Origin of the sequence: Aeromonas sp. s5, from assembly GCF_040907865.1 — a bacterium.
GTDB lineage: Bacteria > Pseudomonadota > Gammaproteobacteria > Enterobacterales > Aeromonadaceae > Aeromonas > Aeromonas dhakensis.
The window spans coordinates 132,537-156,301 of record NZ_JBFOCO010000032.1 but is presented as its reverse complement, the minus strand read 5'-3'; the positions used below and the strand labels follow the sequence as shown (position 1 = coordinate 156,301).

16 protein-coding genes are annotated in these 23,765 nt (G+C 62.6%); 9 read left to right on the top strand and 7 right to left on the bottom strand.

From position 1 onward, the window contains the following. Positions 1-903 carry a lysine exporter LysO family protein gene (locus AB5Y94_RS18865; protein WP_010634358.1) on the bottom strand — a complete coding sequence of 301 codons (903 nt, stop codon included), beginning with the start codon at positions 901-903 and terminating at the stop codon, positions 1-3. 533 nt (positions 904-1,436) lie between these two features. Here AB5Y94_RS18865 and AB5Y94_RS18860 point away from each other — a divergent pair. The 4 genes from AB5Y94_RS18860 (at position 1,437) to AB5Y94_RS18845 (ending at position 4,621) form a co-directional block, all read left to right on the top strand. Beyond that, a complete protein-coding gene (locus tag AB5Y94_RS18860) occupies positions 1,437-2,207 on the top strand; it encodes an ABC transporter ATP-binding protein (protein ID WP_005299631.1) in 771 nt (256 codons plus the stop codon). 64 nt (positions 2,208-2,271) lie between these two features. Then, the gene (locus AB5Y94_RS18855) at positions 2,272-3,045 is read left to right on the top strand and encodes an ABC transporter substrate-binding protein (RefSeq protein WP_017765964.1); all 774 of its coding nucleotides are present in this window, start codon (positions 2,272-2,274) and stop codon (positions 3,043-3,045) included. 139 nt (positions 3,046-3,184) lie between these two features. Beyond that, positions 3,185-3,925, top strand: coding sequence for an ABC transporter permease (locus AB5Y94_RS18850; protein WP_005299635.1), 741 nt, complete (start codon positions 3,185-3,187; stop codon positions 3,923-3,925). 3 nt (positions 3,926-3,928) lie between these two features. Further along, the gene (locus AB5Y94_RS18845; protein WP_124250140.1) at positions 3,929-4,621 is read left to right on the top strand and encodes an ABC transporter permease; all 693 of its coding nucleotides are present in this window, start codon (positions 3,929-3,931) and stop codon (positions 4,619-4,621) included. Positions 4,622-4,672: 51 nt separating this feature from the next. Here the strand turns inward: AB5Y94_RS18845 and AB5Y94_RS18840 are convergent, their stop codons facing one another. The 3 genes from AB5Y94_RS18840 to AB5Y94_RS18830 form a co-directional block, all read right to left on the bottom strand. After that, positions 4,673-5,314, bottom strand: coding sequence for an energy-coupling factor ABC transporter permease (locus AB5Y94_RS18840; RefSeq protein WP_368206301.1), 642 nt, complete (start codon positions 5,312-5,314; stop codon positions 4,673-4,675). 86 nt (positions 5,315-5,400) lie between these two features. Further along, entirely contained in the window at positions 5,401-6,219 is an 819-nt protein-coding gene (gene pflA, locus AB5Y94_RS18835; RefSeq protein ID WP_017765948.1) for a pyruvate formate lyase 1-activating protein, read from the bottom strand. Between the two features lie 65 nt (positions 6,220-6,284). Next, complete coding sequence (locus AB5Y94_RS18830) at positions 6,285-9,224, bottom strand: EAL domain-containing protein (protein ID WP_368206300.1); 2,940 nt, start codon at positions 9,222-9,224, stop codon at positions 6,285-6,287. A gap of 134 nt (positions 9,225-9,358) precedes the next feature. On the opposite strand from AB5Y94_RS18830, the gene AB5Y94_RS18825 reads away from it, so the two are divergent. The 3 genes from AB5Y94_RS18825 to pbpC all read left to right on the top strand — a co-directional run bounded on the left by AB5Y94_RS18825 (position 9,359) and on the right by pbpC (position 18,505). Continuing rightward, the gene (locus tag AB5Y94_RS18825) at positions 9,359-11,047 is read left to right on the top strand and encodes an FAD-dependent oxidoreductase (protein ID WP_126882082.1); all 1,689 of its coding nucleotides are present in this window, start codon (positions 9,359-9,361) and stop codon (positions 11,045-11,047) included. A gap of 86 nt (positions 11,048-11,133) precedes the next feature. Further along, complete coding sequence (locus AB5Y94_RS18820; RefSeq protein WP_368206299.1) at positions 11,134-16,104, top strand: alpha-2-macroglobulin; 4,971 nt, start codon at positions 11,134-11,136, stop codon at positions 16,102-16,104. Positions 16,105-16,114: 10 nt separating this feature from the next. After that, the gene (gene pbpC / locus AB5Y94_RS18815; RefSeq protein WP_368206298.1) at positions 16,115-18,505 is read left to right on the top strand and encodes a penicillin-binding protein 1C; all 2,391 of its coding nucleotides are present in this window, start codon (positions 16,115-16,117) and stop codon (positions 18,503-18,505) included. 101 nt (positions 18,506-18,606) lie between these two features. Here the strand turns inward: pbpC and AB5Y94_RS18810 are convergent, their stop codons facing one another. Then, positions 18,607-19,566: a hypothetical protein gene (locus AB5Y94_RS18810; protein WP_139753745.1), complete on the bottom strand. Its 960-nt coding sequence runs from the start codon at positions 19,564-19,566 to the stop codon at positions 18,607-18,609. 178 nt (positions 19,567-19,744) lie between these two features. Here AB5Y94_RS18810 and thiI point away from each other — a divergent pair, with 178 nt between their 5' ends. Continuing rightward, on the top strand, positions 19,745-21,193 hold the full coding sequence (gene thiI, locus AB5Y94_RS18805; protein ID WP_005299656.1) for a tRNA uracil 4-sulfurtransferase ThiI: 1,449 nt from the start codon (positions 19,745-19,747) through the stop codon (positions 21,191-21,193). Positions 21,194-21,266: 73 nt separating this feature from the next. Here thiI and AB5Y94_RS18800 read toward each other — a convergent pair whose 3' ends face one another. Both AB5Y94_RS18800 and AB5Y94_RS18795 read right to left on the bottom strand, forming a co-directional pair. Beyond that, positions 21,267-21,659: a hypothetical protein gene (locus AB5Y94_RS18800; RefSeq protein ID WP_005299659.1), complete on the bottom strand. Its 393-nt coding sequence runs from the start codon at positions 21,657-21,659 to the stop codon at positions 21,267-21,269. Between the two features lie 100 nt (positions 21,660-21,759). Next, a complete protein-coding gene (locus tag AB5Y94_RS18795; RefSeq protein ID WP_017779902.1) occupies positions 21,760-22,392 on the bottom strand; it encodes a trimeric intracellular cation channel family protein in 633 nt (210 codons plus the stop codon). A gap of 415 nt (positions 22,393-22,807) precedes the next feature. Between AB5Y94_RS18795 and flaA the strand changes: the two genes are divergently transcribed. Then, positions 22,808-23,719, top strand: a complete 912-nt coding sequence (flaA, locus tag AB5Y94_RS18790) for a flagellin A (protein WP_274182495.1) — start codon at positions 22,808-22,810, stop codon at positions 23,717-23,719. The last annotated feature ends 46 nt before the right edge of the window (positions 23,720-23,765 follow it).

Genomic DNA, 23,765 nt, shown 5'->3' with positions numbered 1-23,765 from the left:
TCAGATGGCCAGGAAGCCCAGGATCAGGATGGGGCCGAGCAGGCTCAGGATAAAGCCGGAGACGATGGCCACCGGCACCACCTGGATGCCGCCGGATTTCTGGATCACCGGCAGGGTGAAGTCGAGGGCCGTGGCGCCGCCATAACCAATGGCGGCGGAGGGGTGGCGGCGCATCAGCACCGGAATGATCAGGATGGCGATGAGCTCGCGCCCCAGATCGTTGATGAAGGCGGCAGAGCCCAGTACCGGCCCCAGCTTGTCGGCCACCAGGATGCCGGAGAGCGAATACCAGCCGAAGCTGGAGCTGAGGGCCAGGCCGTGGGCCAGCGGCATGCCGAGCAACTGGGCGGCCAGCAGGCTGCCGAGCCAGCTGCTGACGATGACGGTGGCGGCGATCTTCATGCCCCAGGGGTTGAGCAGGATCTGGCGCAGTCGCATGCCGGAGTTGCGCATCTGCACCCCGATGAGAAACAGCAGCAGCATCAGCGCCCACTCGCTCCACTTGTCGATGGGCAGGGCGCGCAGGTCCACCAGCAGCCCCAGCAAGACGCCGCCCAGCACCACGAAGCAGAGCTGCAGCGATTCCCACAACAGGTGCAGCTTGCTCGGCATCTGGCCGTCGCTGGCTTCATGCGTAGGGGGGGAGCGCCGGTCCAGCCACCAGAGGGCCAGCAGGTTGCACAGGGTAATGGCGGCGAGCATGACGCCGGCCACCTTGAAGATCACCGCCAGGTTGCTGCCCAGGTTCTCCACGTAGGCGAGCCCCAGCCCCATCAGGAACAAGATGAGATAGACCATCTTGCCCAGCGATTGATTGACCAGCTTGATCAAACGGGCGGAGGAGAGGGGTACCAGATAGCCGATCACAAGCGGCAGCAGGATCAGCAACACATTGAGCAACATCGGGGCCTCGATCACAAAAACTGACAAAAATGACACCTTATCATCACTTATTGGCCCTGTGTCACATATTTGTGTGTTTGCCTGCCTCATCCGGAACTTTTTTATCGATTTGTTATGTTTCTGGTATGAAATGAGGCCCCGTTTCGGGGCATCTACCCACCCTGGTGCAATCCAAAAACGGCGCGAGCCGGCGATTTTTCAACGGGATGCGAGGGCGGGGCGGGTGAATAAAGCCACTTCGGCTGCCTTATGGCATGATGGGCGGAATTTTCTTGCCAGTAGTGCGCTGCGGGTATAAAAAGGCGGTGTCATCGAACCGGGGTGATTGGCATTTTATGCAGATAAAGTGCTGAAAAATACCTGTTTGGCCAATAAAAATACAGACAAAACACCAAAGACCTCGGTTCTGTATTGTTTTTTGACTATCCGAGTGATATTTTCGCTGAAGGTTGCCATCGGTTAACTTTTTGTTAAATAAGCGATGGCGTGAGTCACGCCCCAGCGGCGTCTAGGGACAGACAAGGTTGTAATGGATGAGCGACGTTGCCGCACTGGAAGTTCGTGATCTGCACAAGTATTTCGGCACCCACGAAGTGCTCAAGGGCATCGATATGACCGCCCACAAGGGGGATGTCATCTCCCTTATCGGCTCCTCCGGCTCGGGGAAGTCGACCTTTCTTCGCTGTATCAATCTGCTGGAAACACCCTCTTCCGGCACGGTTTCCCTCCATGGCGAGCTTATTCGCATGAAAACCAACCGCACCGGTGAACGTCTGCCGGAAGACATGCGGCAGGTGGAGCGCATTCGCAGCCGGCTGGCCATGGTGTTTCAAAGCTTCAACCTCTGGTCGCACATGACCATCATGCAGAACATCATCGAAGTGCCGATCCAGGTGCTCAAGGTGCCCCGCGCCGAGGCCATTGCCAAGGCGGAACACCTGCTCAACCGGGTAGGGCTGTGGGAGCGGCGCGACTACTACCCGGGTCACCTCTCCGGCGGCCAGCAGCAGCGGGCGGCCATCGCCCGGGCGCTGGCGGTGGAACCCGAGGTAATGCTGTTTGATGAACCCACCTCGGCGCTCGACCCCGAGCTGGTGGGCGAAGTACTCGGCCTGATGCGCGAGCTGGCCGAAGAGGGGCGCACCATGCTGGTGGTGACCCATGAGATGTCGTTTGCCCGCGATGTGTCGAACAAGGTAATGTTTTTGCACCAGGGCCGCGTGGAGGAGGAGGGCAATCCCAAGGAGATCTTCGCCCATCCCAAGTCCGAACGGTTCAAGCAATTCATCTCCTCCATCTATTGATGGCCGGAGCTGAGCCCAACAATCTGCAATTGCAACAGTCGATGACTTTATCAAGGAGAGATACATGAACAAGCTGATGCTGGCGACTGCCATGGTTACTGCCCTGTCCTCCGGCAGCCTGATGGCCAAGGAGTGGAAAGAGGTGCGGATCGGTGTCGAAGGTGCCTACCCCCCCTTCTCCTGGACCGAGCCGAGCGGCGAGGTGAAAGGCTTTGACATCGACATCGCCAACGCCCTGTGCGAGGAGATGAAGGTGAAGTGCACCCTGGTCAAGCAGGACTGGGACGGCATCATTCCGGCGCTGCTGTCGCGCAAATATGACGCCATCATCGCCACCATGGACATCACCGAAGAGCGCAAGAAGAAGGTGGACTTCACCCAGAAGTACCAGCACATTCCGGCCCGCTTCGCCGCCAAGAAAGGCACCGAGGTGAAACTGGAGAAGGCCTTCATGGATGGCAAGACAGTGGCGGTGCAGCGTGCCACCTCCATGGACACCTTTATTACCGACAACTTCCCCAACGCCACCATCAAGCGTTACGGCACCGCCGATGAGGCCTATCTCGACCTGAAATCCGGCCGCGTCGACTACGTGCTGGCCGACTCCGCCGCCATCAGCGACGGTCTGCTCAAGAAAGAGGGCGGCGATGCGTTCGAGTTTGTGGGCCCGAAACTGACCGATCCCAAGTGGTTTGGTGAAGGCGCCGGCATCGCGGTGCGCAAGGCCGACAAGGATCTGAAAGAGAAATTCAACGCCGCCATCCTGGCGCTGCGTGCCAACGGCAAGTACAAGGCGATCAACGACAAGTACTTCGACTTCGACGTCTACGGCGAATAACCCCCAAGGCTCGCTGCCAGAGGCAGGAGCCAGGGCGTGACACGCACAATAGCGACAGGTTGACCCTCGTCTGTAGTCATCGGGCCCGTCGTCTCTCGCCAGGGAGTGATGGGCCCGCTTAGTTGCGATGGAACTGCATATGTTTGATTTGAAAGGATACGAAACCTCCCTGCTGGAGGGGGCCTGGGTCACCCTGGAAGTGGCGCTGGCCTCCCTGCTGCTGGCGCTGGTGCTCGGCATGTTGGGGGCGCTGGCCAAGCTCTCCCCCTACAAGTGGGCCCGCGGCTTTGCCACCGCCTACACCACCGTCATCCGCGGCATTCCCGATCTGGTGCTGATGATGCTGCTGTTCTTCGGCGGTCAGGTGCTCATCAACAACCTCTGTACCTGGGTCAACGAGACCTACAACAACTACCTGCTGGCGAGCAATCCCAACCAGGAGTGGGTCTCCCTGCTGCCCGATTACATCGACATCAGCCCGTTTGCGGCCGGGGTGGCCACCATCGGCTTCATCTTCGGCGCCTACATGACCGAGACCTTCCGCGGCGCCATCCTGGCGGTGGACAAGGGCGAGCTGGAAGCGGCCCGCGCCTTCGGGATGCGGGCAACCCAGGTATTTCGTCGCATCCTGTTTCCCCAGATGATGCGCCACGCCCTGCCGGGCTTTGGCAACAACTGGCTGGTCTTGCTGAAAACCACGGCGCTGGTCTCCATCATCGGGCTCGATGACATGGTGCGCAAAGCGTCCCTGGCGGCGGGCTCGACCCAGCTGCCCTTCACCTTCTACATGGCGGTGGCCCTGATCTTCCTGATCTTCACTGCGGTCTCCACCTCGGCACTGAAATGGGCCGAGCGTCACTATGCGATAAAGACGAGGTAAGCCATGGATTTTTCAATCATTCTCAGCGAATGGCCCACCTACTGGCAGGGCCTCTACACCACGGTACTGCTGGTGGCCACCTCCCTGATCCTCGGGCTGATGCTGGCGGTGCCGCTCGGTATCCTGCGCAACAGCCGCAACTGGCTGATCAAGGGGCCGATCTGGGCCTACATCTACTTCTTTCGCGGCACCCCGCTCTTGGTGCAGCTTTTCATCATCTACTACGGCGCCGCCCAGTGGGAGTGGCTGAAAAACAGCGTCGCCTGGGATCTGTTTGCCGAAGCCTGGTTCTGCGCCCTGCTGGCGTTCACCCTGAACACCGGGGCCTACACCGCCGAAATCGTGCGCGGGGCCGTGCTCAACATGCCAAAGGGGCAGATTGAGGCGGCCAACGCCTTCGGCATGACCCGCTGGCAGACCCTCACCCGCATCATTCTGCCCAACTCGTTTCGCCGGGCGCTGCCGGCCTACAGCAACGAGGTGATCTTCATGCTGCAGGGCTCGGCGGTGGCGGGCATCATCACCATCGTCGATCTGACCGGCGCCGCGCGGATCATCAACTCCCGCTACTACAGCCCGTTCGAGGCGTTCCTGACCGCCGGCCTGCTCTACATGCTGCTGACCTTCGTCATCGTCTGGCTGTTCAAGAAGTGGGAAGCCCGCTGGCACGCCCACCTGCGCCCCCGCACCGTGTAACACCCATAAAAAAAGCCCGCAATTGCGGGCTTTTTTGTCGCTGCGTGTCCCTCAGCGGCCCAGGTATTCCCGATCGAAGAAGGTGTTGACCCAGTGGGGGCGGTAGATGGCGAGCAGGGTCATGGTCATGCCGTTGAGCAGGGCTTCGGGGAAGAGCAGCAGTGGCCAGATGGAGAGGTAATCGGCGCTGATGGTGTGCCAGGGGTAGGTGTCGCTCAGACCCATCAGCAGGGCGCTGGCCACCACCTTGACCGAGATGGATAGGGCGCCGCCAAGAAAGGCCACCACGAACAGGTAGACGAACAGGTGACGCGGCAGCCAGGCCCAGCTGGCCAGAAACAGCAGCCAGGTGGTGGCGACCGGCAGGGCCACGCCGATGAGGGCCTGCCAGCCGATGTCGGCCAGCGGGATGACCCCGAAGTAAGCGAGGACCAGCAGGGTGAGGCAGGGGGCGAGCAGGGTGAGGCGCCAGCCCAGCAGCAGGGTGAGGCTGGTGAGGCCGAGAAAGTGCACCTCCAGCCCGTCGTGCAGGCCGGCCCGTAGGGTCCAGAGCGGCACCAGCACGATGGCGCCGCCAAGGCAGAGGTGCTGGTAGAGCGGATTGTCGTGGAGGGTGCGCAGCAAGGTGCCACGCAGGCTGAATGTGAGCAGCAGTACCCAGAGCAGCAGGGCGGCGGCTTGTCCTTCACTCATGGCAGATCCTTGTCCGGTGACGGCATGCAGGTGGGCGAGGCCCGATGTGAAAGGGGCCGGCGTTTTCCCGGCCAGCCCCTGAGCTATCAGTATTTGACGTTGTTGTGGTACTTGGCGAGGATGCCCTGGACGCGGTCCATGGTCTCCTTGCTGGGCGGCTTGATTCCGGTGAGATCATAGGTGTCGCCCAGTACGTCCCACTTGTGCTTGCCGAGTTCGTGATAGGGCAGCAGCTCCACCTTCTCGACGCACTCTCCCAGCTCGGCGATGAACTGGCCGAGCCCTTCGGCGCTCTCGTCATCGTCCGACCAGGTCGGCACTACCACGTAGCGGATCCACATGGTCTTGCCCTTGGCGGCCAGGTAGCGGGCAAACTCCAGGGTGTACTTGTTGCTGACGTGGGTCAGCGGAATGTGCTTGTCGTCGTTGATCTGCTTGATGTCGAGCAGCACCAGATCGGTATTGTCGAGCACCTTGTCGAGCTGTTCGTCGTAGTGGCGCACGAAGCCGTTGGTATCGAGGCAGGTGTGGATGCCCTTCTCCTTGCAGGCGGCGAACAGTTCGGCGATGAAATTTTGCTGCAGCATGGCTTCGCCACCGGAGGCGGTGACGCCGCCACCCGAGGCATTCATGAAGTGGCGATAGCTGGTGATGTCGCTCATCAACTCCGGCACTGTCACCTCGCGGCCGCCCTGGGTATCCCAGGTGTCGCGGTTGTGGCAGTACTTGCAGCGCATCAGGCAACCCTGCATGAACACGATGAAGCGTATTCCGGGGCCATCGACGGTGCCGCAGGTTTCAACGGAATGGATCCGGCCAATGACCCCGGATGTATCGGTGGTCACACTGGTTTCAGCGGCGGTGCCGCTGACTTCGACAGCAGGGATCCGATTAATGACAGACATAGACGACTCCAATGATTCGAGCAGGCCGTTATTTTATTACATAAAGCCCTATAAATCCTACATGTTTAGCCCGGTACCGGGGCACCCAGCAGGCTCTCGAGGGCTTTGGCGGTGAGCGGTCTGCTGGTCAGGAAGCCTTGATAATGCTGGCATCCGAGGGCTTTGAGGATGGCGAGCTGCTCTTCGTCCTCCACCCCTTCGGCGGTGACGGTAAAACGAAAAACCTTGGCCAGTTCCAGGATCGCCTTGACGATGGCCTTGTCCTGCTCGCTGTGCACCAGGGTCTGAATGAAGCTTCTGTCGAGCTTCACCTCGTCCGCCGGCAGATCACGCAGATAGGCGAGCGACGAGTAGCCGGTGCCAAAATCATCGATGGAGAGCAGGATGCCGAGCTCCTTGAGCTGGCGCATCCTGGCGATGCTCTCCAGCCGGTTCTCCAGCACCACGGATTCGGTCACCTCCAGCAGCAGGCGGGAGGGGGGCACCCCGGTATCGCGCAATATGTATTCCACCTGCTGCACGAAGCCTGCGGTGTGGAACTGGCGGGCGCTGACGTTGACCGACAGATGGGGAATGGCCAGCCCGCGGTTGAGCCAGAAGCTGTACTGGGCGCAGGCGGTCTTCATCACCCAGTAGCCGATGTCCTGGATGAGGCTGGTCTCCTCGGCGATGGGGATGAACTCTGCCGGCGGCACCATGCTGCCGTCGCTGCGCTGCCAGCGCAGCAGCGCCTCGATGCCGGAGAGCGCACCGTTGTCGACCCGGTATTGCGGCTGGTAGTGCAGTTGCAGCTCGTGATGGCGCAGGGCATCGCGCAGCTGGTTGTTGAGCGCCAGCTTGCTCTTCTCCTTCTCCGCCATCGCCTCGCTGAAGAACACATAGTTGCCCTGGCCGGATCGCTTGGCCATGTGGGTGGCGGTGTCGGCCTGCTGCATCAGCACCAGGTGATCCTTGTCCTCGCTGGAGAAGAGGCTGATCCCCACCGAGGCGCTGCAGTGCAGCTTGTGATCCTCGATGTCGAACGGGATGCGAAACAGCCCCATCAGCTCGCGGGCGAAGTGTTCTGCCAGGATCTTGGCGGTGACATAACCCTGGCCCAGGGCGCTGAACAGCAGGGCGAACTCGTCCCCCGAGATACGGGCCAGCACCAGGTTGTCCTGGGGCAGGGTCTTGAGCCGCTCCACCACCGCCTGCAGCAGCAGATCGCCGCAGGCATGGCCGAGGGAGTCGTTGATCGACTTGAAGTTGTCCAGATCCACCAGCAGCAGGGCGCCCCACTGGCCGCTGGCCTCCTGCAGAGTGCGCTGCATGATGTCGTTGAGGCTGCGGCGGTTGTAGAGGCCGCACAGATCGTCGTAGTAGGCGAGCTGCTCGATGTGGCGCGCCGCCTCCTTTTCCTGGGTGATGTCGTAGAAGCTGCAGACATAGTGGCTGATCTCGCCGTGCTCATCCTGCACCCCGCTCACCATCAAGCGGACCGGGAACAGGTGGCCATCCTTGTGCAGGCAGCGCTCTTCGCCCATCCAGAACTCCTGGGCCGCTACCGCTTCGCGCACGTCCTGCGCCAGGTGATCGCCATAGTAGGTGGGCCTGAGCCGGACGATATGCTGGCCGATCATCTCATCGTCGGCAAAGCCGGTGATGCGGCCAAAGGAGCGGTTGACCTTGAGGATGAACCCCTTGTGATCCATCACCAGCAGGCCGTCGTGGGTGTTGAAGGCCACCTCGGCCAGCCGCAGCGCATCATCGGCGGCCAATCGTTGCAGCTCGACGGCGGCCCGCTCGTGCTGGCTACTGAGGGCGTCGAGCAGCGGCATGGGGTCGGCCAGTGGCGCATCGAGCAGCAGGGTGAGTTGGCCGATGGGGGCGCCCTGCGAGCCGTGCAGCGGAATGCCGACATAGACGGGGGCATTGAGTGCCAGCAACTGGCTGGCCTGGGGATAGCGCAGGGGCAGGTCTTCCACATAGACAGCCTGGCCGTGCTGGAACAGCTCTTGGCCAGGACCCGGGTCCATCTGGATGGGCTTGAGCACCGAGAAGGTCTCCCCTTCCAGCACGCAGCGCGGGATCATCCAGAGATCCTGGCCGCGCGGCTGGTACTCGCCAATCCAGCCGATGCGCGCGCCGCTGATGCCCATGGCCCAGCTCACCAGGGCGCGGCAGTAAGCGATGCCGGTCAGCAGGGTGAGCTCGGCAGGCAGCGTCAGCACGGCGGCCTGGACCGGTTCCGGCGCCGGTTGCCAGTGGCCGAGCAGCTGGGCGCTGTGCCGCACCAGTTGCAGCATCTCTTCGCTCAGCGGGGTGGCGTTGAGGTATTCGAGGCTCAGCACGCCGATGAGTTTTTCCTGCTCCAGCAAGGCACCGTCCAGACGCGAGCTCACGCCGGCATTGGCCAGATAGTAGTGATGACTCAGCATGGGCTGGTGCGCGGCTTCCGAAAAGCTCAGGGACTTGCGGGTGCGCAGGGCGCGGATGTAGCGACTGTCGCCGCGAATGGCGGCTACCTCGTCGGCACCGAGAGTGAAGACCGGGGTCAGCTGCTCGCTGCCGAGGGGGCCGTTGGCCTGATAGTGCCAGAGGATGAGGCGATCGGCCCCCAGGCTCTCCTTGAGGGCCTCCAGCATGGCGGCAAACTGCTGCTGGCTCGCCATCTGGCTCAGGCGCGGCAGTTGCAGTGCCAGGTCGGCCACCGGCTCCTGACGCAGGGTCTGCAGGCAGATGAGCCAGAAGGCATCTTGTTCGTGGGAGAGGGCAATATGCCACTGCTGGCCGGCAAAGCGCAGTACCAGCTTGCCGCCATGGCCGCTGGCCAGCAACTGTTCGATAGGCAGGCGCAGCGCATCCGGCAACTGGGCCGGCCAGGGGCCTCTGGGCTCATCGAGCCAGTAGAGCGGGGTTTGCATCACATCGGTCAACGCGACCAGCCGTTGGCTGCGCACGTCCAGACGAAAGAACAGCGGTGTCTGGTTGGCAGAAGAGAGATGACTGAGCGCGGTTGACGACATGAACTGATAACATCCTGTTGAACGACTGTCGGGTGGCAAGAATACTGCAAAATTGGTGCAAACAAAATTTCATTGAAATCTAAATTAGAAAATACTAATTTAATGTCAATTTGTCGTTGACTGGAGTCTTGCTGATGAAACGGATCCTGATTGTAGGCGGGGTAGCGGGGGGCGCGTCTGCTGCCGCCAGAGCCCGCCGTCTGAGCGAAGAGGCGGAAATTGTGATGTTCGAGCGGGGCGAGTTCGTCAGCTTCGCCAACTGCGGGCTGCCTTATCACATCGGTGGTGACATCCCCAACCGGGATGCCCTGCTGTTGCAGACCCCCCAAAGCTTCAAACGCCGCTTCAACGTGGATGTGCGGGTCTTTCACGACGTCATCGAGATAGACAAGGCCGGCAAGAGCCTGCTGGTGCGCAACCTGCTGACCGGTGAAGAGCGGCGCGAACCCTACGACGTGCTGCTGCTTAGCCCGGGCGCGGCCCCCATCCGGCCTCCCTTCCCCGGCATTGACAGCTCGGGTGTGCACACCCTGCGCAATATTCCCGACATGGATCGCATTCTGGCGGCGCTGGCGCACGATCAGCCGCGCCACGTCACCGTGGTGGGGGGCGGTTTCATCGGGCTGGAGATGATGGAGGCGCTGCACCAGCGCAAGCTGGACGTTACTTTGCTGGAGCTCTCCGATCAGGTGATGGCACCGGTGGATAAGGAGATGGCCAACATGCTCCATGCCCGCATCCGGGAGGAGGGGATCGACCTGCGCCTGCGCACCGGCCTCTCCGCCATCGAGAGTCTGGATGTGCTAGCGGAAAAAACCGCTGCCGTGGCCACTGAACAACGGGGTGGGCTGCGACTGACCCTGAGCGATGGCACCCGGCTCGATACCGGCTTGCTGATCCTGGCCATCGGCGTCAAGCCCGAGACCCTGCTCGCCGCCAAGGCGGGGCTGGACCTGGGGCCCCGCGGCGGCATCAAGGTGGATGTCGCCATGCGCACCTCGGATCCCTTCATCTATGCGGTGGGGGATGCGGTGGAGGAGACCGACTTCGTCACCGGCGAGTCTGTGCTGATCCCGCTGGCGGGGCCTGCCAATCGGCAGGGGCGCATCGCCGCCGACAACATGCTGGGCCGCGCCGAAACCTACAAGAAGACCCAGGGTACCGCCATCTGCAAGCTGTTCGATCTGGCGGTGGCCAGCACCGGGCTGAACGAGAAGCGGCTGCTGCAGCTGGGGCTGCCGTTCGAGAAGGCCTATGTCCACCCGGGCAGCCACGCCGGTTACTACCCAGGCGCTCACCCGGTCAGCCTCAAGCTGCTGTTTGCCCCGGATGGCAAGATTTATGGCGCCCAGGCCATCGGCAAGGACGGGGTCGACAAGCGCATCGATGTGCTGGCGGTGGCTCAGCGCGCCGGTCTCACCGTGTTCGATCTGCAGGATCTGGAACTTACCTATGCACCGCCCTTCGGGTCGGCCAAGGACGTGATCAACATGGCGGGCTTTGTGGCCAGCAACCACTTGAAGGGGGATACCCTGCTCTGTCATGCCGCCGAGGTTGAGGCCCGTCACCCCCATCAGCAGGTGCTGGATGTGCGAAATGGCCCCGAGCTCGACAAGCTGGGTCGCATTCCGGGGGCGATGCACATTCCGCTTGATGAGCTGCGCAATCGCCTTCATGAACTGCCCAAGGATAAAGAGCTGCTCATCAGCTGCCAGGTGGGCTTGCGCGGCCACGTGGCCTGTCGCCTGCTTAGCCAGCACGGCTTCAAGGTGAAAAACCTCTCCGGCGGTTTCAAGACCTGGCAGATGGCGGTGATGGAGTAACCCGCCCCAGCCGCAAGCGAGCGCCGACCCCAGGGTCGGCGCTGTTGCATCTGGCGGGGGCCGGCGGCGTTTTAACGCAATGAGCTTTGTGTCAAGCGAGCCTGATCCCTTATCCTGTTGGCTATTGCGCTGCACTGGCAGCGAGCCAATCAGGGATGACATTTATGCGCCGCGTCGACTCTCACCCTCGCTTCTCTCGTTCCTCACCGCAACAGACGGCCGCCCCCGGGCGCCGCTGGCCGGTCCTGCTGCTGGCGGGATTCACGGCGCTGCTGCTGAGCGGCTGCGGCCCCGACAAGCCTGTCGCCAATGGGCCGACCACGCAAGCGGCTGCCGCGCAGCAGGAAGCGGGCGCACCAAGCGCCGTAGTGCAGGCCAATGCCCGCCAATATCGGGATGCCCCGGCGCTGGCGCTGGTCTTCTCCAGCTCCCTGACCCCCAAGGCGAACTGGCAAAGCTGGCTTGCAGTCAGCGAGGGGGGCAAGCAGGTGCAGGGGGAGTGGATCCTCGCCGACGATGGTCGCACCCTCTATTTCCCGAACGTTCAGCCCGACAAGAGCTACGAGGTGAGCCTCAAGGCTGGGCTGGGCCCATCCCCCCAGAGCTGGACCCTCAAGACCCGGCCGCTGGAGGCAGGAGCCTCCTTTACCGCCAGCGGCATGGTATTGCCGCTGCGTCAGGAACTTCGCCTGCCCATCAGCGCGGTCAACGTGGACGAGGTCAATATCGACTTCTTCCGGGTCGATGCGGAATATCTGCCCCGTTTTCTGACCGAGTATCGCCCCGGTGCCGGCATGGGCAACTGGGAGCTTGAGCAGATCACCAAGCGGGCCAAGCGGGTGTTCAGCGGTCGCTATGCGCTGGAGCTCGATGCCAACCGGCGCGAGACCCGCCTTATCAATGTGAAGGAGCCGCAACTGGCGGAGGCTGGCGTCTACTTTGCGGTGATGTCGCCCCTTGGCAACTACGACTGGCGCAAGGAGACCACCTATTTTGCGGTGAGCGATATGGGGCTCAGTGCCCGCCGCTACCGCGATCAGCTGGAGGTGTTCGTGAGCTCCCTGGCCAGCGCCGACCCGCTCAAGGATGTGCAGCTCTCCCTGCTCGACGAGAAGGGCAACCGGCTGCAGGTGCAAACCACCGATCCGCAGGGCCATCGCCGCTTCGATCAGGTGCAGGGGGCTCGCCTGCTGCTGGCCGAGCAGGGCAACCATCTGGCGGTGCTGCGTCTCGACGGGGCGGCGCTCGATCTCTCCACCTTCGATCTCGGTACCCAGCCCTGGCAGGCCCAGCAGCTCTATCTGTTCAGCGGGCGCGACCTCTATCGCCCCGGCGAGCGGCTCGACAGCGAGATCCTGCTCAAGGGGCAGGATGGCCAGCTGCTGCCGGGTATGGCGGTGGAGCTGGAGGTGAAGCAGCCGGACGGCCAGCTGCTCGAGCAGAAACGGCTGCTGCCGGATAGCCTTGGCGCCGCCCACTACGGCCTGCGTCTGCCGGATGATGCGCCGCTCGGGCGCTGGACCATCAACCTCAAGACCGCCGCCGGCAGTCGCTTCGAGTGGCCCTTTCTGGTGGAGGAGTTCTTGCCGGAGCGGCTGAAACTGCAGCTTGGCAAGGGGCCGGATGGCGAAGTCACTGATCTGGACGCGGCCCTCACTCTGCCACTGCAAGGGGACTATCTCTACGGCGCGCCAGCCAGTGCCACCAAGGCGAAGGCGGAGGTGAAGTTAAGTCGCGCCACCATGCCCTTTACCCAGTGGCAGGAGTTCACTCTGGGTGACGTGCTGCTCGCCGAGCAGGCCAAGGATCTCGAGCCCCTCAACATCACCCTCGATGCGCAGGGGCAGGGGACTTTTTCGCTGGCTGATGAGCTCGATGGGGTGCGCGCTCTCGGGCCGCTGGAGGTGGCCTATCGGGTGTCGCTCGCCGAGCCCGGTGGCCGCGCCGTCAATCGCAGCCGTACCCAGTATGGCTGGCCCGCGGGCAGCCAGTGGCCAGCTCTCAAGGCCGACTTTGTGGCAGATCGGGTGGAAGGGGGCAAACCGCTCCCCTTCCAGATCCTCAACCTCGATGACAAGGGCCAGCCGGTGGCGGGGGCGGTGAAGGTGCGCCTCATCAACGAGTACCGCGACTACTACTGGCACTACGCCGATGGCGAGGGGTGGAAGTACGAGTTCAACAGCCAGCCCTATCTGGAGCAGGAGCAGACCCTGCAGCTGGATGGCAAGGGGCCGACCCCGCTCACGCTGCAACTGGCGGCGGGCTGGTATCGATTGGAAGTGGAGAACAGTCAGGGCCATCAATCCAGCCTGCGGGTGGAAATAGGCAGTTACGCCTGGGGCGGCGGTGGCGAGCAGGCTCGGCCTGACAAGATTGCCATCACCCTCGACAAGCGTGCCTATCAGGCGGGTGACAAGGCCAAAGTGACCCTGGTGGCGCCGCGCCCCGGCAAGGGCTTGCTGCTGGTGGAAGATGGCGACGGCCTGCGCTGGTGGCAGCGCATCGAGCTCAAGGGGGCCGGTGGCGATGCCAAGGATGCCCGCGGCGAGTTTGAGATCCCGGTCAGCCCCGAGTGGCAGCGTCATGACCTGCATATCTCGGCCCAGATCGCCGCGCCAGACAGCGCCTCCAAACCGGTCGGCAAGCAGCAGGGGCAGAGCTTGCGCTCGGTCGGCCTGGTGCCGCTCACCCTGGATCGGGAAGCGCGCCGTCTGCCGCTTACCCTGAGCTCACCGGACAAAGCGGTGCCGCTCACCCGACTGGAAGTGACCGCCACCTCCACCCCCAACAGTCAGGGCCGCGTGGTGCTGGCCGCGGTGGATCGGGGCGTGCTCAACATCAGCGACTACCAGCCGCTCGACCCGTTCGAGATCTTCTTTGGTCGCAAGCGCTTCGCCCAGGATTTGTTCGACAACTACGGTCAGGTGATCCCGCCGCAGGATGGCAAGCTGGCCCGCCTCAACTACGGGGGCGATCGGGCGCCGCTGAAAAAGGGCGGCGCGCTGGAGAGCCGGGTCGAGATCGCCGCACTCTGGAGCGGCGAGGTGAGTTTTGATGAGAGCGGCAAGGCGATGATCCCGCTCGATCTGCCCAACTTCAACGGCGAGCTGGCGCTGATGGCGCTTGCCTGGAACGAACAGCAAGTGGGTGAGGCTGAGCGCGCCGTCAAGGTAGTAGCGCCCTTGGTGGCCGAAATTGGCTGGCCGCGCTTTGGCGCCAGAGGGGATGAGACCCGGGCGCTGGTGCAACTGCGCAACATGAGCGGCGAGGATCAGACCCTCTCCCTTGCCTGGACCCTCAATGGTGGGCTGAAAGCAAACGGCGAGCTGCCCCGCACCTTGGCCCTGAGAAATGGCGAAGAGCAGTGGCTGACCCTGCCGCTCACCGTGACCGGAGCGAGCGGCGTGGCGAGCCTGCAGTTGGCGGCCAGCGGCAAGGATTTTGCCATCAGCCGCGACTGGTATTTGCCGCTACGCTCCCCCTGGCCGGCCGAGACGCGCCAGCGCTACCAGATGCTGGCCCCCGGCCAGCAGATGAGCTTTTCGCCAGCTGAGCTGGCCGGGCTGGATCGCGTCAACCTGCAGGGGCTGCTCAGCCTCTCCGGCACTCCCCCCTGGGATCCGGCAGCCCAGTGGCAGGCGCTGGCCGACTACCCCTATGCCTGTCTGGAGCAGACCTTGTCCCGTGCCTGGCCTTACTTGCTGACCACGGCGGATGAGCGCGCCGCCTGGAACAAACCGGCAGCGGGCAAGAAAGCGGCGAGTGAGGCGGATGTGCAACGCGCCCTGCTGCAGCGGCTGCAGCGGTTGCAACTGCCAAGCGGCGGTTTTGGCCTCTGGGATGGCCGCTCCGACGAGGAGCAGTGGCTCACAGCCTATGCCGCCGACTACCTGCTGGCGCGCAAGGAGGCGGGCGATGCCGTGCCGGAGGCGATGCTCAATCAGGCGCTGAACCGGCTGCAAAGCTATCTCACCGACAGCCAGTACGGCGAGCGCTGGAGCAGTGCCCCCGAGCACAGCCGGCTGGCCTATCAGGCCTACAGCGCCTATGTGCTGGCCCGGGTGGGCAAGGCACCGCTCGCTACCCTGCGCCTTATCTGGGAGCAGCAGGCCGATCACGCTCGCTCCGGTTTGCCGCTGCTCCACCTCTCGCTGGCCCTCTCGGCCATGGGGGATGAGCAGAACGCCGCCAAGGCCCTCAATCGGGCGTTGGCGACCGAGCGCGGGGACGACTATCTGGGGGATTACGGCTCACCGCTGCGCGATGAAGCCCTTGAGCTCTCCCTGCTGCGCCAGCACAAGCTGGCTGCGGAGCGCTGGCCTGATCTCAGCGCCAAGGTGGCCAATACCCTGGCTCACCGTCAGTGGCTCAGCACTCAGGAGCGGCTCGCCCTGCTACGACTCGCCCGCTTCGACCCGGCCGTCGACTGGCAGGCTAGGGTAACTTCCTCGCTTGGCGGTGGATCCCTGAGCGGTTCGGCTCCGCTGCAGCAGGGTACCCCAGAGGCGCTGGCGGCGAGTACCGTCACCAATGAGGGCAAGGGATCCCTCTATGTGCAGCGCACTCTGGTCGGTTACCCCGAACAGGCTCCTACCAGGTTGAGTCAGGGGATAAGCGTGACACGCAGCTGGTTCAACAGCGACGGTCAGCGTTTTGACCCGACCAAGGTGAAGGTCGGCGATCTGGTGGTGGTGCGGCTCAACGTCAGCAGTGAATCGGCGGTGCCCGATGCCCTGCTGGTGGAGATGGTGCCCGCTGGCTTCGAGCTGGAGAACCCGGCCCTTGGCAACAGCATCAAGCTGGAAGAGCTCTCCATTGAGGGGAAACCGGCGTGGCAGAGCGAGTGGAACGACTATCTCAAGCATCAGGAGTTTCGCGATGACCGCTACACGGCAGCGCTGGATCTGAGCGAGGGGAGCAACCAGCAGCTGGTCTACCTGATGCGGGCGGTGACGCCGGGTCGCTATCAGGTGCCGCCGACCCAGGTGGAGGATATGTACCGCCCCGAGCTCAGGGCCGTGGGTGAGGATATCCATGAGGTAACGATTTCTGAGTAGCTGGCGCTTGATGGGTCGCAGACGCTCTCTGGGCAACGACCCCTCCCTTGAGCGGGTTCGCCCGCTCACTTTCTGGCTGCGTGGCTGGCTGAAATTAGGCCGCGCTGGCGGGCGCTGGCTTGGCTGTCTGCCGCGCTGGCTGCGCTTTTCGGTGCTGGGAGTTGTAGCACTGCTCCTGTCATTGCTGGCGCTGGATCGCATTTTCCCGCCGCCGCCACTCGACCCTGCCTACGCACGGGTGGTGCTCGACATGAAGGGGCGACCGCTGCGCGCCTTTGCCGACACCAGCGGGGTGTGGCGCTACCCCGTGACCCTGGAGCAGGTCTCCCCCCGCTATATCGAGGCGCTGCTGGGCTACGAGGATCGCTACTTCTGGCATCATCCCGGGGTCAATCCGGTGGCCATGGTGCGCGGGGTCTGGCAGTGGCTGCGTTACGGGCGGGCCGTGTCGGGCGGCTCGACCCTCACCATGCAGGTGGCCCGCCTTATCGAGCCCTACCATAGGAGTGTGCCCGGCAAGTTGCGCCAGATGGTCCGAGCGCTGCAACTGGAGTGGCACTACGACAAGCGCACCCTGCTCACCGTCTACCTCAACCGGGCGCCGTTTGGCGGCAATCTGGAGGGGGTGCAGGCGGCAAGTTTTGCCTATCTCGGCAAGAGCGCCGCCAGGCTGACCCATGCCGAGGCGGCGCTTTTGGCGGTGTTGCCGCAGGCTCCCAGCCGCAACCGGCCGGACCGGCATCCCGAGCGGGCCCGCACCGCCCGTGACAAGGTGATGCAGCGACTGGTAGCGCAGGGTGTCTGGCCCGAACAGGTGTGGCTGGAGGGACGTATCGAGCCGGTGCTGGCTCGCGGTCACTTCACGCCGATGGAGGCGCCGCTGTTTGCCCGCCTCGCCGCCGACAATCAGGCTGGGGCGCTGGTGCATACCACCATAGACGGCGATCTGCAGCGCTGGCTGGAGGGGCGGGTGGCGAGCTATATCCGCCGTTTCCCCGAGCAGACCTCCGCCGCCCTGCTGCTGGTGGACAACAGAACCATGGCGGTACGCGCCTATGTGGGCAGCGCCGAGTATGGCAATTTGCGCCGCCACGGTTACCTCGACATGGTGCAGGCGATCCGCTCCCCCGGCTCCACCCTCAAGCCCTTTATCTACGGTCTGGCCATGGACGAGGGGCTGGTGCACTCGGCCTCCCTGCTCTCTGATGCGCCAAGGCTCGGGTCTGACTATCGTCCCGCCAATTTTTCCGGCGCCTTTCAGGGGCCGGTGACCCTGACCCAGGCGCTGCAGCAATCCCTCAACGTGCCGGCGGTGCAGGTGCTGGAGGCGCTGGGGCCGGACAAGTTGGTCAGCCGCCTCGACAACGCCGGGGTACGGCTGGCCCTTTCCGACAAACCCAATCCGGCCATTGCGCTCGGGGCGGCGGGCATTCGACTCGAGCAGCTGGTAGCGCTCTACAGTGCGCTGACCCGTGAGGGACAGGTGGCGATGCCGGTCTGGCTGGCAGGGCAGCAGGCGGTGTCGCGTCCCTTGCTGAGCCCGGGAGCGGCCTGGATCATTTGGCAGATATTGAGCGCGCAGGGGCGGGCGGATCAGCCCTTTGCCAGCGAGGCGACCGGCCGGGTCAACCGGCTGGCCTGGAAGACCGGCACCAGCTATGGCTACCGCGACAGCTGGGCGATGGGGGTCTCCGGTCGCTGGACCATAGGCGTCTGGCTGGGGCGCCCCGACGGCACCCCCATGCCCGGTTTTTACGGCCAGAGCGCGGCGGTGCCACTGCTGCTCTCGGTCTACTCGCGGCTGGCTGACAACAGCCCCCTGCCGGCACAACCCAACACGGTGAGCGAGGCCGAAGTTTGCTGGCCGCTGGGGCGCAAGGCGAGCGCGCCCCTGCCGCAAACGTGTCTGCAGCGCCAGAGTGCCTGGTTGCTGGAAGGACGCGATCCCCCCACCTTGCCGGATCCCATGGATTGGCCCTCGCCGCTGCGCCAGGTTGCGCTGACCAAGGAGGGCAAACCGACCCTGTCACGCTGCCAGGATGCGGCGCAATCCGGTTTTCGGGCCCTCTGGCCGCTGTCGCTGGAGCCGTGGCGGGGGCCTGCAGAGCGGCGCCAGGCGCTGCTGGCGAGTGGTTGCAAGGGGGAGGGGCAGAGCACCGAGCTGCAGGCCCCCATCCGCATCCTGGCGCTGGGGGAGGGCAACCTTATCCGCAGTCAGCGCTACCGGTTGCAGCCCAGGGTGCTGGGCGGTGTCGGCAAGCCGGCCTGGTTTCTCAACGGCCAGCGGCTGCGCTGGGACGGGGATCAGGTGCTGAGCGAGGCGGGTCGCTATCAGCTGGTGGTGGTGGACGAGGCGGGTAACAGCGATCGCATCGAGTTTCGCTTGGAAAATCCCTCCTGAGGGGAGGTGCCTCTCTTTGGGGTGTCAGAATATTGACGACATCGGGGGATGGATCCGATGCCGTCAGCGGATTGTCGATTTCCCCATAGGGCGCCGCGGAGTCAGGGCTTGACCTGACCCAACCGGGTGAAGAAGTGCTGACTCTTGCGCTGGTGGAAGTGGCTCTTCTTGATGGAGTGAAACACCAGCTTGCTGTCCGGATGGCTCGCCTTGAGGCGATGGATCATCGCCATGGCGGGCAGGCCGGTACTGACGAGCGTAGTGAGCGGCAGGCTCTGGGTCTGCGGCCCCAGCAGCTGGTTGAGCCCCTGCTGCGCCTGCTCGAAGCGGGTCAGTACAGCTGGCTCGGCGTAGCCGCTGCCCAGCATGGCGAGCAGGGCATCGAGCGCCTGATTAAACTCGGCCAGCTGCTGGCGAAAGCCGCTGCGACTGCGCAGGGCGATCAGCTCTGCAAACGGGATATCGCTCAAGTGAGTGGGCACTTGCAACGGGATCTCGAGGTGGAAGCAATCCTGACCACCGCGGTTGTGATAGCGGGATTCGAGCAGGTGGAGCAGCCGGTCCAGATAGTCGTGATCGGTGATAAGTGCCCCCTCATTGGCGAGTGCCCACTCGCGGGCGAGCCGCATGGAGAGCAGGTTGGCAAAGCGCCGCGCCATCCTGAACCCGCCCTCCTCCCGGCTGGCAAAACCGTGGGCCAGGCAAAAGCCGTGCAGCCGCTCCAGCCCCGCCTGGGCCGGGCAGAAACAGTCGTGGTTGGCCGGCGTGCGCCAGCGCCCGATCAGCTCCTTGTTGCCAAACACCTTGTGACGCACGAAGTCGGGGGCGATAAGGCCGGCAATCTGACTCTCTATCTGGGGGGTGATGGCGGCAAAGAAGGCGGCATCCGGCCGCTCGGCCAGCAGATCCGTCTCCTGCTCGAGGGTTTGCAGCAGGGCGGTGAGGCCGCTCTTCTCACTGACGGTGAAGACGAAGGCGAGCCGCTCCAGATAGAGCAGGGCAAACTTGAGCCACAGCTCGTCGCGCACTTCCATGCCGGGGTAGTAGATATAGGTCTTCATCGAATGGGTCTGTGGTCAGGAATGTTGCCAGGGCGCAGGTTCGGGAATATACGCAAGATTGCCTCGCTGCGGCAAACATTGCGTGGGGGAATGTGAGCAAACGCTCATCCAGTAGGCGCTGGCCACAAAGTTCTGATATAATTCGCGCCCTTAAATCAAGGTCACCCGAGTCATTACCATGAAGTTCATTATCAAGCTGTTCCCGGAAATCACCATCAAGAGCAAGTCGGTTCGCCAGCGCTTTATCAAGATCCTGCAGGGCAATATCCGCAATGTCCTGCGCCGCTTCGACGACGATGCCCGGGTGCGGATGGATTGGGACAAGCTGATCGTGAGCTCCCGCAATGACCAGTTCCGTGAACAGGCCATCGAAGCCCTGGCCTGCATTCCCGGCATTCAGGCCTTCCTCGAGGTGCAAGCCAGCAAGTTTACCGACCTGCACGACATCTTCGAGCAGGTGAAAGCCGTATGGGGTGACCAGCTCGAGGGCAAGACCTTCTGCGTGCGCGCCAAGCGCCACGGCAAGCACGAGTTCTCCTCCCTCGAAGTGGAGCGCTACGTGGGTGGTGGCCTGAACCAGCACTGCGTGAGTAACGGCGTGCGCCTCAAGAACCCGGATGTGAAGATCAACCTCGAGATCGACGGCGAAGAGCTGTTCATCGTCAGCGCCATCCACCAGGGCCTGAGCGGCATGCCCATCGCCACCCAGGAAGATGTGCTGAGCCTCATCTCCGGTGGTTTTGACTCGGGCGTGGCCTCCTTCCAGTTCATCAAGCGCGGTTGCCGGGTGCACTACTGCTTCTTCAATCTGGGTGGGGCTGCTCATGAGATCGGCGTCAAGCAGGTGGCCTATCACCTGTGGAACCGCTTCGGCTCTTCCCACCGGGTGCGTTTTACTGCGGTGGACTTCGAGCCTGTGGTGGCCGAGATCCTCGAGAAGATCGACAACGGCCAGATGGGCGTGGTGCTCAAGCGGATGATGATGCGCGCCGCCGCCAAGGTGGCCGACGAGTTCCAGATCCCGGCTCTGGTGACCGGTGAGTGCGTGGGTCAGGTCTCCAGCCAGACCCTCACCAACCTGAACGTCATCGACCGGGTGACCGACAAGGTGATCCTGCGCCCGCTCATCACCTGGGACAAACCGGACATCATCAGCGAAGCGCGCCGCATCGGTACCCTGGAGTTCGCCGAGACCATGCCGGAGTATTGCGGCGTCATCTCCAAGAAGCCGACCGTGAAAGCCGATCTGGCCCGCATTGAAGAGGAAGAGGGCAACTTCGACTTCGCCATTCTGGACAAGGTGGTGGCCGAGGCCCGTTACCTCGACATTCGTCGCATCGGCGAAGAGACCGCCGCCGAGGTGCAGGAAGTGGAGACCACCGCCGAGAGCGGTGACAACGAGGTGATCCTCGATATCCGCTCCATGGATGAGCACGACGAGAAGCCGTTGCTGGTGGAAGGGCGTGAGGTCATGCATATTCCCTTCTTCAAACTGGCCACCGCCTTTGGTGACCTGCCCAAGGAGAAGACCTACCTGCTCTACTGCGATCGCGGCGTGATGAGCAAGCTGCAGGCGCTCTATCTGAAAGAGAAGGGTTTTGCCAACGTCAAGGTGTACCGTCCGTAAGGTGACGTTCAAGCGTGCATAAAAAAATCCGGCCAATGTGCCGGATTTTTTTATTTCACTTGCAGGTTGAGGCTCAAGGGCAGGGGACGGGGGTAAAGGTGGACTGCCCCTGGCAGCGCCATCCCATTTCCGCCTGGCGCATCTGCCACAGGTTGTTGCTGCGAAACAGGGTCAGGATGTAGATCATGTCGCTCTTGGTGCCATCGAGGGCGACCGAGAGCACCAGATCGTTGTCCAGCTGCTGCGCCTGGATGCGACTGGGTATGTCGCTGTGGCCGACGAAACGCAGGGCCACTTCACGATAGTCATTGACCCAGCTCTGCTGGGCGGTGCTTGCCTGACGGATCTGCTGGTTGAACTGCTGCACCGGGGTGGACGCGAGCCGACCAAACAGTACCTGGGCTTCAGCCTGCGCCGTTGCCACATTCATCAGTAACAGTGATGCGATGAGTCCAAGTTTTTGCATGAGGGATTCCGGCTTACAACACTGCATCCTATGACAACAGAAAAGCCTGCTTGGTTCAACGCAACCGGGCCGGGAGTGCGACCTGACGCCGGTTGTGAGGTCAATTGCGCTGCAGCGAGAAGGTAGGCAGTGACAGATGCCAGTAGATGGCGGCCACCCGTAAACCGAACACCGCCGTCATGCAGATGAGCATGGCGGTCACCCGATCCACGTCTATCTCCAGCGCCAGGGTATAGAGGATGCCCCCCAGGATGCAGGCGGTGGCATAGATCTCCTTTTGCAGCACCATGGGCACCTCCCGGGCCAGCACGTCACGGATCATGCCGCCGGCCACCCCTGTCATGGTGCCCATCAATACGGCGATCAGCCCCGATGTACCAAAGTTGAGGGCTTTTTGTGCCCCGATCACGGTAAAGAGCGCCAGCCCGAAGGCGTCGGCGACCGGTAACACGTACCAGGGCATGCGACGGGGCAGCTTGACCATCCACATGCCGATGAGTGCCGTGGCGATCACCACCCAGATGTAGAGAGGGTCACGTACCCAGAAGACCGGGGTAGCCCCCAGGATCATGTCGCGGATGGTACCGCCGCCGATGGCGGTGACTGCCGCCAACACCATGACGCCAAAACCGTCCATCCTGAGACGGCCCGCCACCAGTACGCCCGAAAACGCGAATACCGCAGTACCAAACATGTCGCTGATGTAAACAATCTGCTCAACCAGTGTCTGCATGGAGAACAACTCACGTCCAATTGTTGATGGGGCCGCGATTTTAGGGGGGATTGCGGCGTCTGACCAATGGCTGCCTGCAAGAAGTGGGAGCCAGACCAAGTTTTTCTCGGCCGCGCTGGCGCCAGCCAGCGCGATGCATCTGAGCGGCGTCATGTTGTAGGGGAGGTGGACATAAACCTGCGCCCGGCCCGTTGTCGCAAGCCTGATGAATTCAATGAGCAAAACAGGGCACTTTTTTCCTCAAGTTCAGCCGGAACATGCCGATATATAGGGTAAGCGGCGTTAATGCGATGAAGCGTTGAAAATAATGCTAAAGACATCGAAAAAGAGGCCGTTAAATAAGAAGCATCGAACAGAAAAGACAATAAAGTTCGAGCAAATTAAATAGTAAATTTAATAGCTTAGGAGAATAGTCATGGGTCTTTATATCAATACGAACGTTTCATCGCTCAACGCCCAGCGTAACCTGATGAACACCAACAAATCTCTGGATACATCCTACACCCGTCTGGCATCCGGTCTGCGCATCAACAGCGCCAAAGACGATGCCGCCGGTCTGCAGATTTCCAACCGCTTGACCTCCCAGATCAATGGTCTGGATCAGGGCAACCGCAACGCCAACGACGGTATCTCCGTCGCCCAGACCGCCGAAGGCGCCATGGATGAAATCACCTCCATGCTGCAACGGATGCGTACCCTATCCCAGCAGTCTGCCAACGGCTCCAACAACACGGATGACCGTACCGCGTTGCAGCAAGAGTACACTCAGCTGATGACTGAAATCGACCGGGTGTCCAAAGATACCACCTTCGGTGGCCAGAATCTGCTCAATGGTGGCTATGTGGGATCCTTCCAGGTTGGTGCCGACGCTGGTCAGACCATCACGTTCCGGATGACCACTGCTTTCAGCATCTCTGGTATGGCGTCAGCAACGAAAGGTAATGCCACAGTCACAACAACTACTACTGGTGAGCCCTATTCTGTGACGAAGAGCTCGAGTGGGACAGTGACTACAACCAGTATTGGTAGTATCACTACCGCCAAAGATGCACAATCGGCCATGGCCAACCTGGATTACATGATTAAAGTGGTGGATAGCAAGCGTGCCGAGCTGGGTGCGGTGCAGAACCGGTTCGATTCGACCATTCGCAACCAGGCGAACGTCTCTGAAAACGTCAGTGCCGCCCGTTCACGGATCCGCGACGCAGACTTCGCGACCGAGACCGCCAACCTGACCAAGCAGAACATTCTGCAACAGGCAGCCTCGACCATACTGTCTCAGGCAAACCAGCGTCCGCAGTCAGCACTCTCCCTGCTGCAGGGCTGATAAAAGAAAACAGGGCGGTTGTTCAGGCCGCCCTGGTCAAGAGATG

Excerpts from the sequence above, each read along its gene's own strand:
- AB5Y94_RS18850 (WP_005299635.1), top strand. The coding sequence starts at position 3,185 with ATGTTTGATTTGAAAGGATACGAAACCTCCCTGCTGGAGGGGGCCTGG.
- AB5Y94_RS18810 (WP_139753745.1), bottom strand. The coding sequence starts at position 19,566 with ATGAAGACCTATATCTACTACCCCGGCATGGAAGTGCGCGACGAGCTG.
- thiI (WP_005299656.1), top strand. The coding sequence starts at position 19,745 with ATGAAGTTCATTATCAAGCTGTTCCCGGAAATCACCATCAAGAGCAAG.
- pbpC (WP_368206298.1), top strand. The coding sequence starts at position 16,115 with ATGGGTCGCAGACGCTCTCTGGGCAACGACCCCTCCCTTGAGCGGGTT.
- pflA (WP_017765948.1), bottom strand. The coding sequence starts at position 6,219 with ATGTCTGTCATTAATCGGATCCCTGCTGTCGAAGTCAGCGGCACCGCC.
- AB5Y94_RS18825 (WP_126882082.1), top strand. The coding sequence starts at position 9,359 with ATGAAACGGATCCTGATTGTAGGCGGGGTAGCGGGGGGCGCGTCTGCT.
- AB5Y94_RS18800 (WP_005299659.1), bottom strand. The coding sequence starts at position 21,659 with ATGCAAAAACTTGGACTCATCGCATCACTGTTACTGATGAATGTGGCA.
- AB5Y94_RS18855 (WP_017765964.1), top strand. The coding sequence starts at position 2,272 with ATGAACAAGCTGATGCTGGCGACTGCCATGGTTACTGCCCTGTCCTCC.
- AB5Y94_RS18860 (WP_005299631.1), top strand. The coding sequence starts at position 1,437 with ATGAGCGACGTTGCCGCACTGGAAGTTCGTGATCTGCACAAGTATTTC.
- AB5Y94_RS18845 (WP_124250140.1), top strand. The coding sequence starts at position 3,929 with ATGGATTTTTCAATCATTCTCAGCGAATGGCCCACCTACTGGCAGGGC.
- AB5Y94_RS18865 (WP_010634358.1), bottom strand. The coding sequence starts at position 903 with ATGTTGCTCAATGTGTTGCTGATCCTGCTGCCGCTTGTGATCGGCTAT.
- AB5Y94_RS18830 (WP_368206300.1), bottom strand. The coding sequence starts at position 9,224 with ATGTCGTCAACCGCGCTCAGTCATCTCTCTTCTGCCAACCAGACACCG.
- AB5Y94_RS18795 (WP_017779902.1), bottom strand. The coding sequence starts at position 22,392 with ATGCAGACACTGGTTGAGCAGATTGTTTACATCAGCGACATGTTTGGT.
- flaA (WP_274182495.1), top strand. The coding sequence starts at position 22,808 with ATGGGTCTTTATATCAATACGAACGTTTCATCGCTCAACGCCCAGCGT.
- AB5Y94_RS18840 (WP_368206301.1), bottom strand. The coding sequence starts at position 5,314 with ATGAGTGAAGGACAAGCCGCCGCCCTGCTGCTCTGGGTACTGCTGCTC.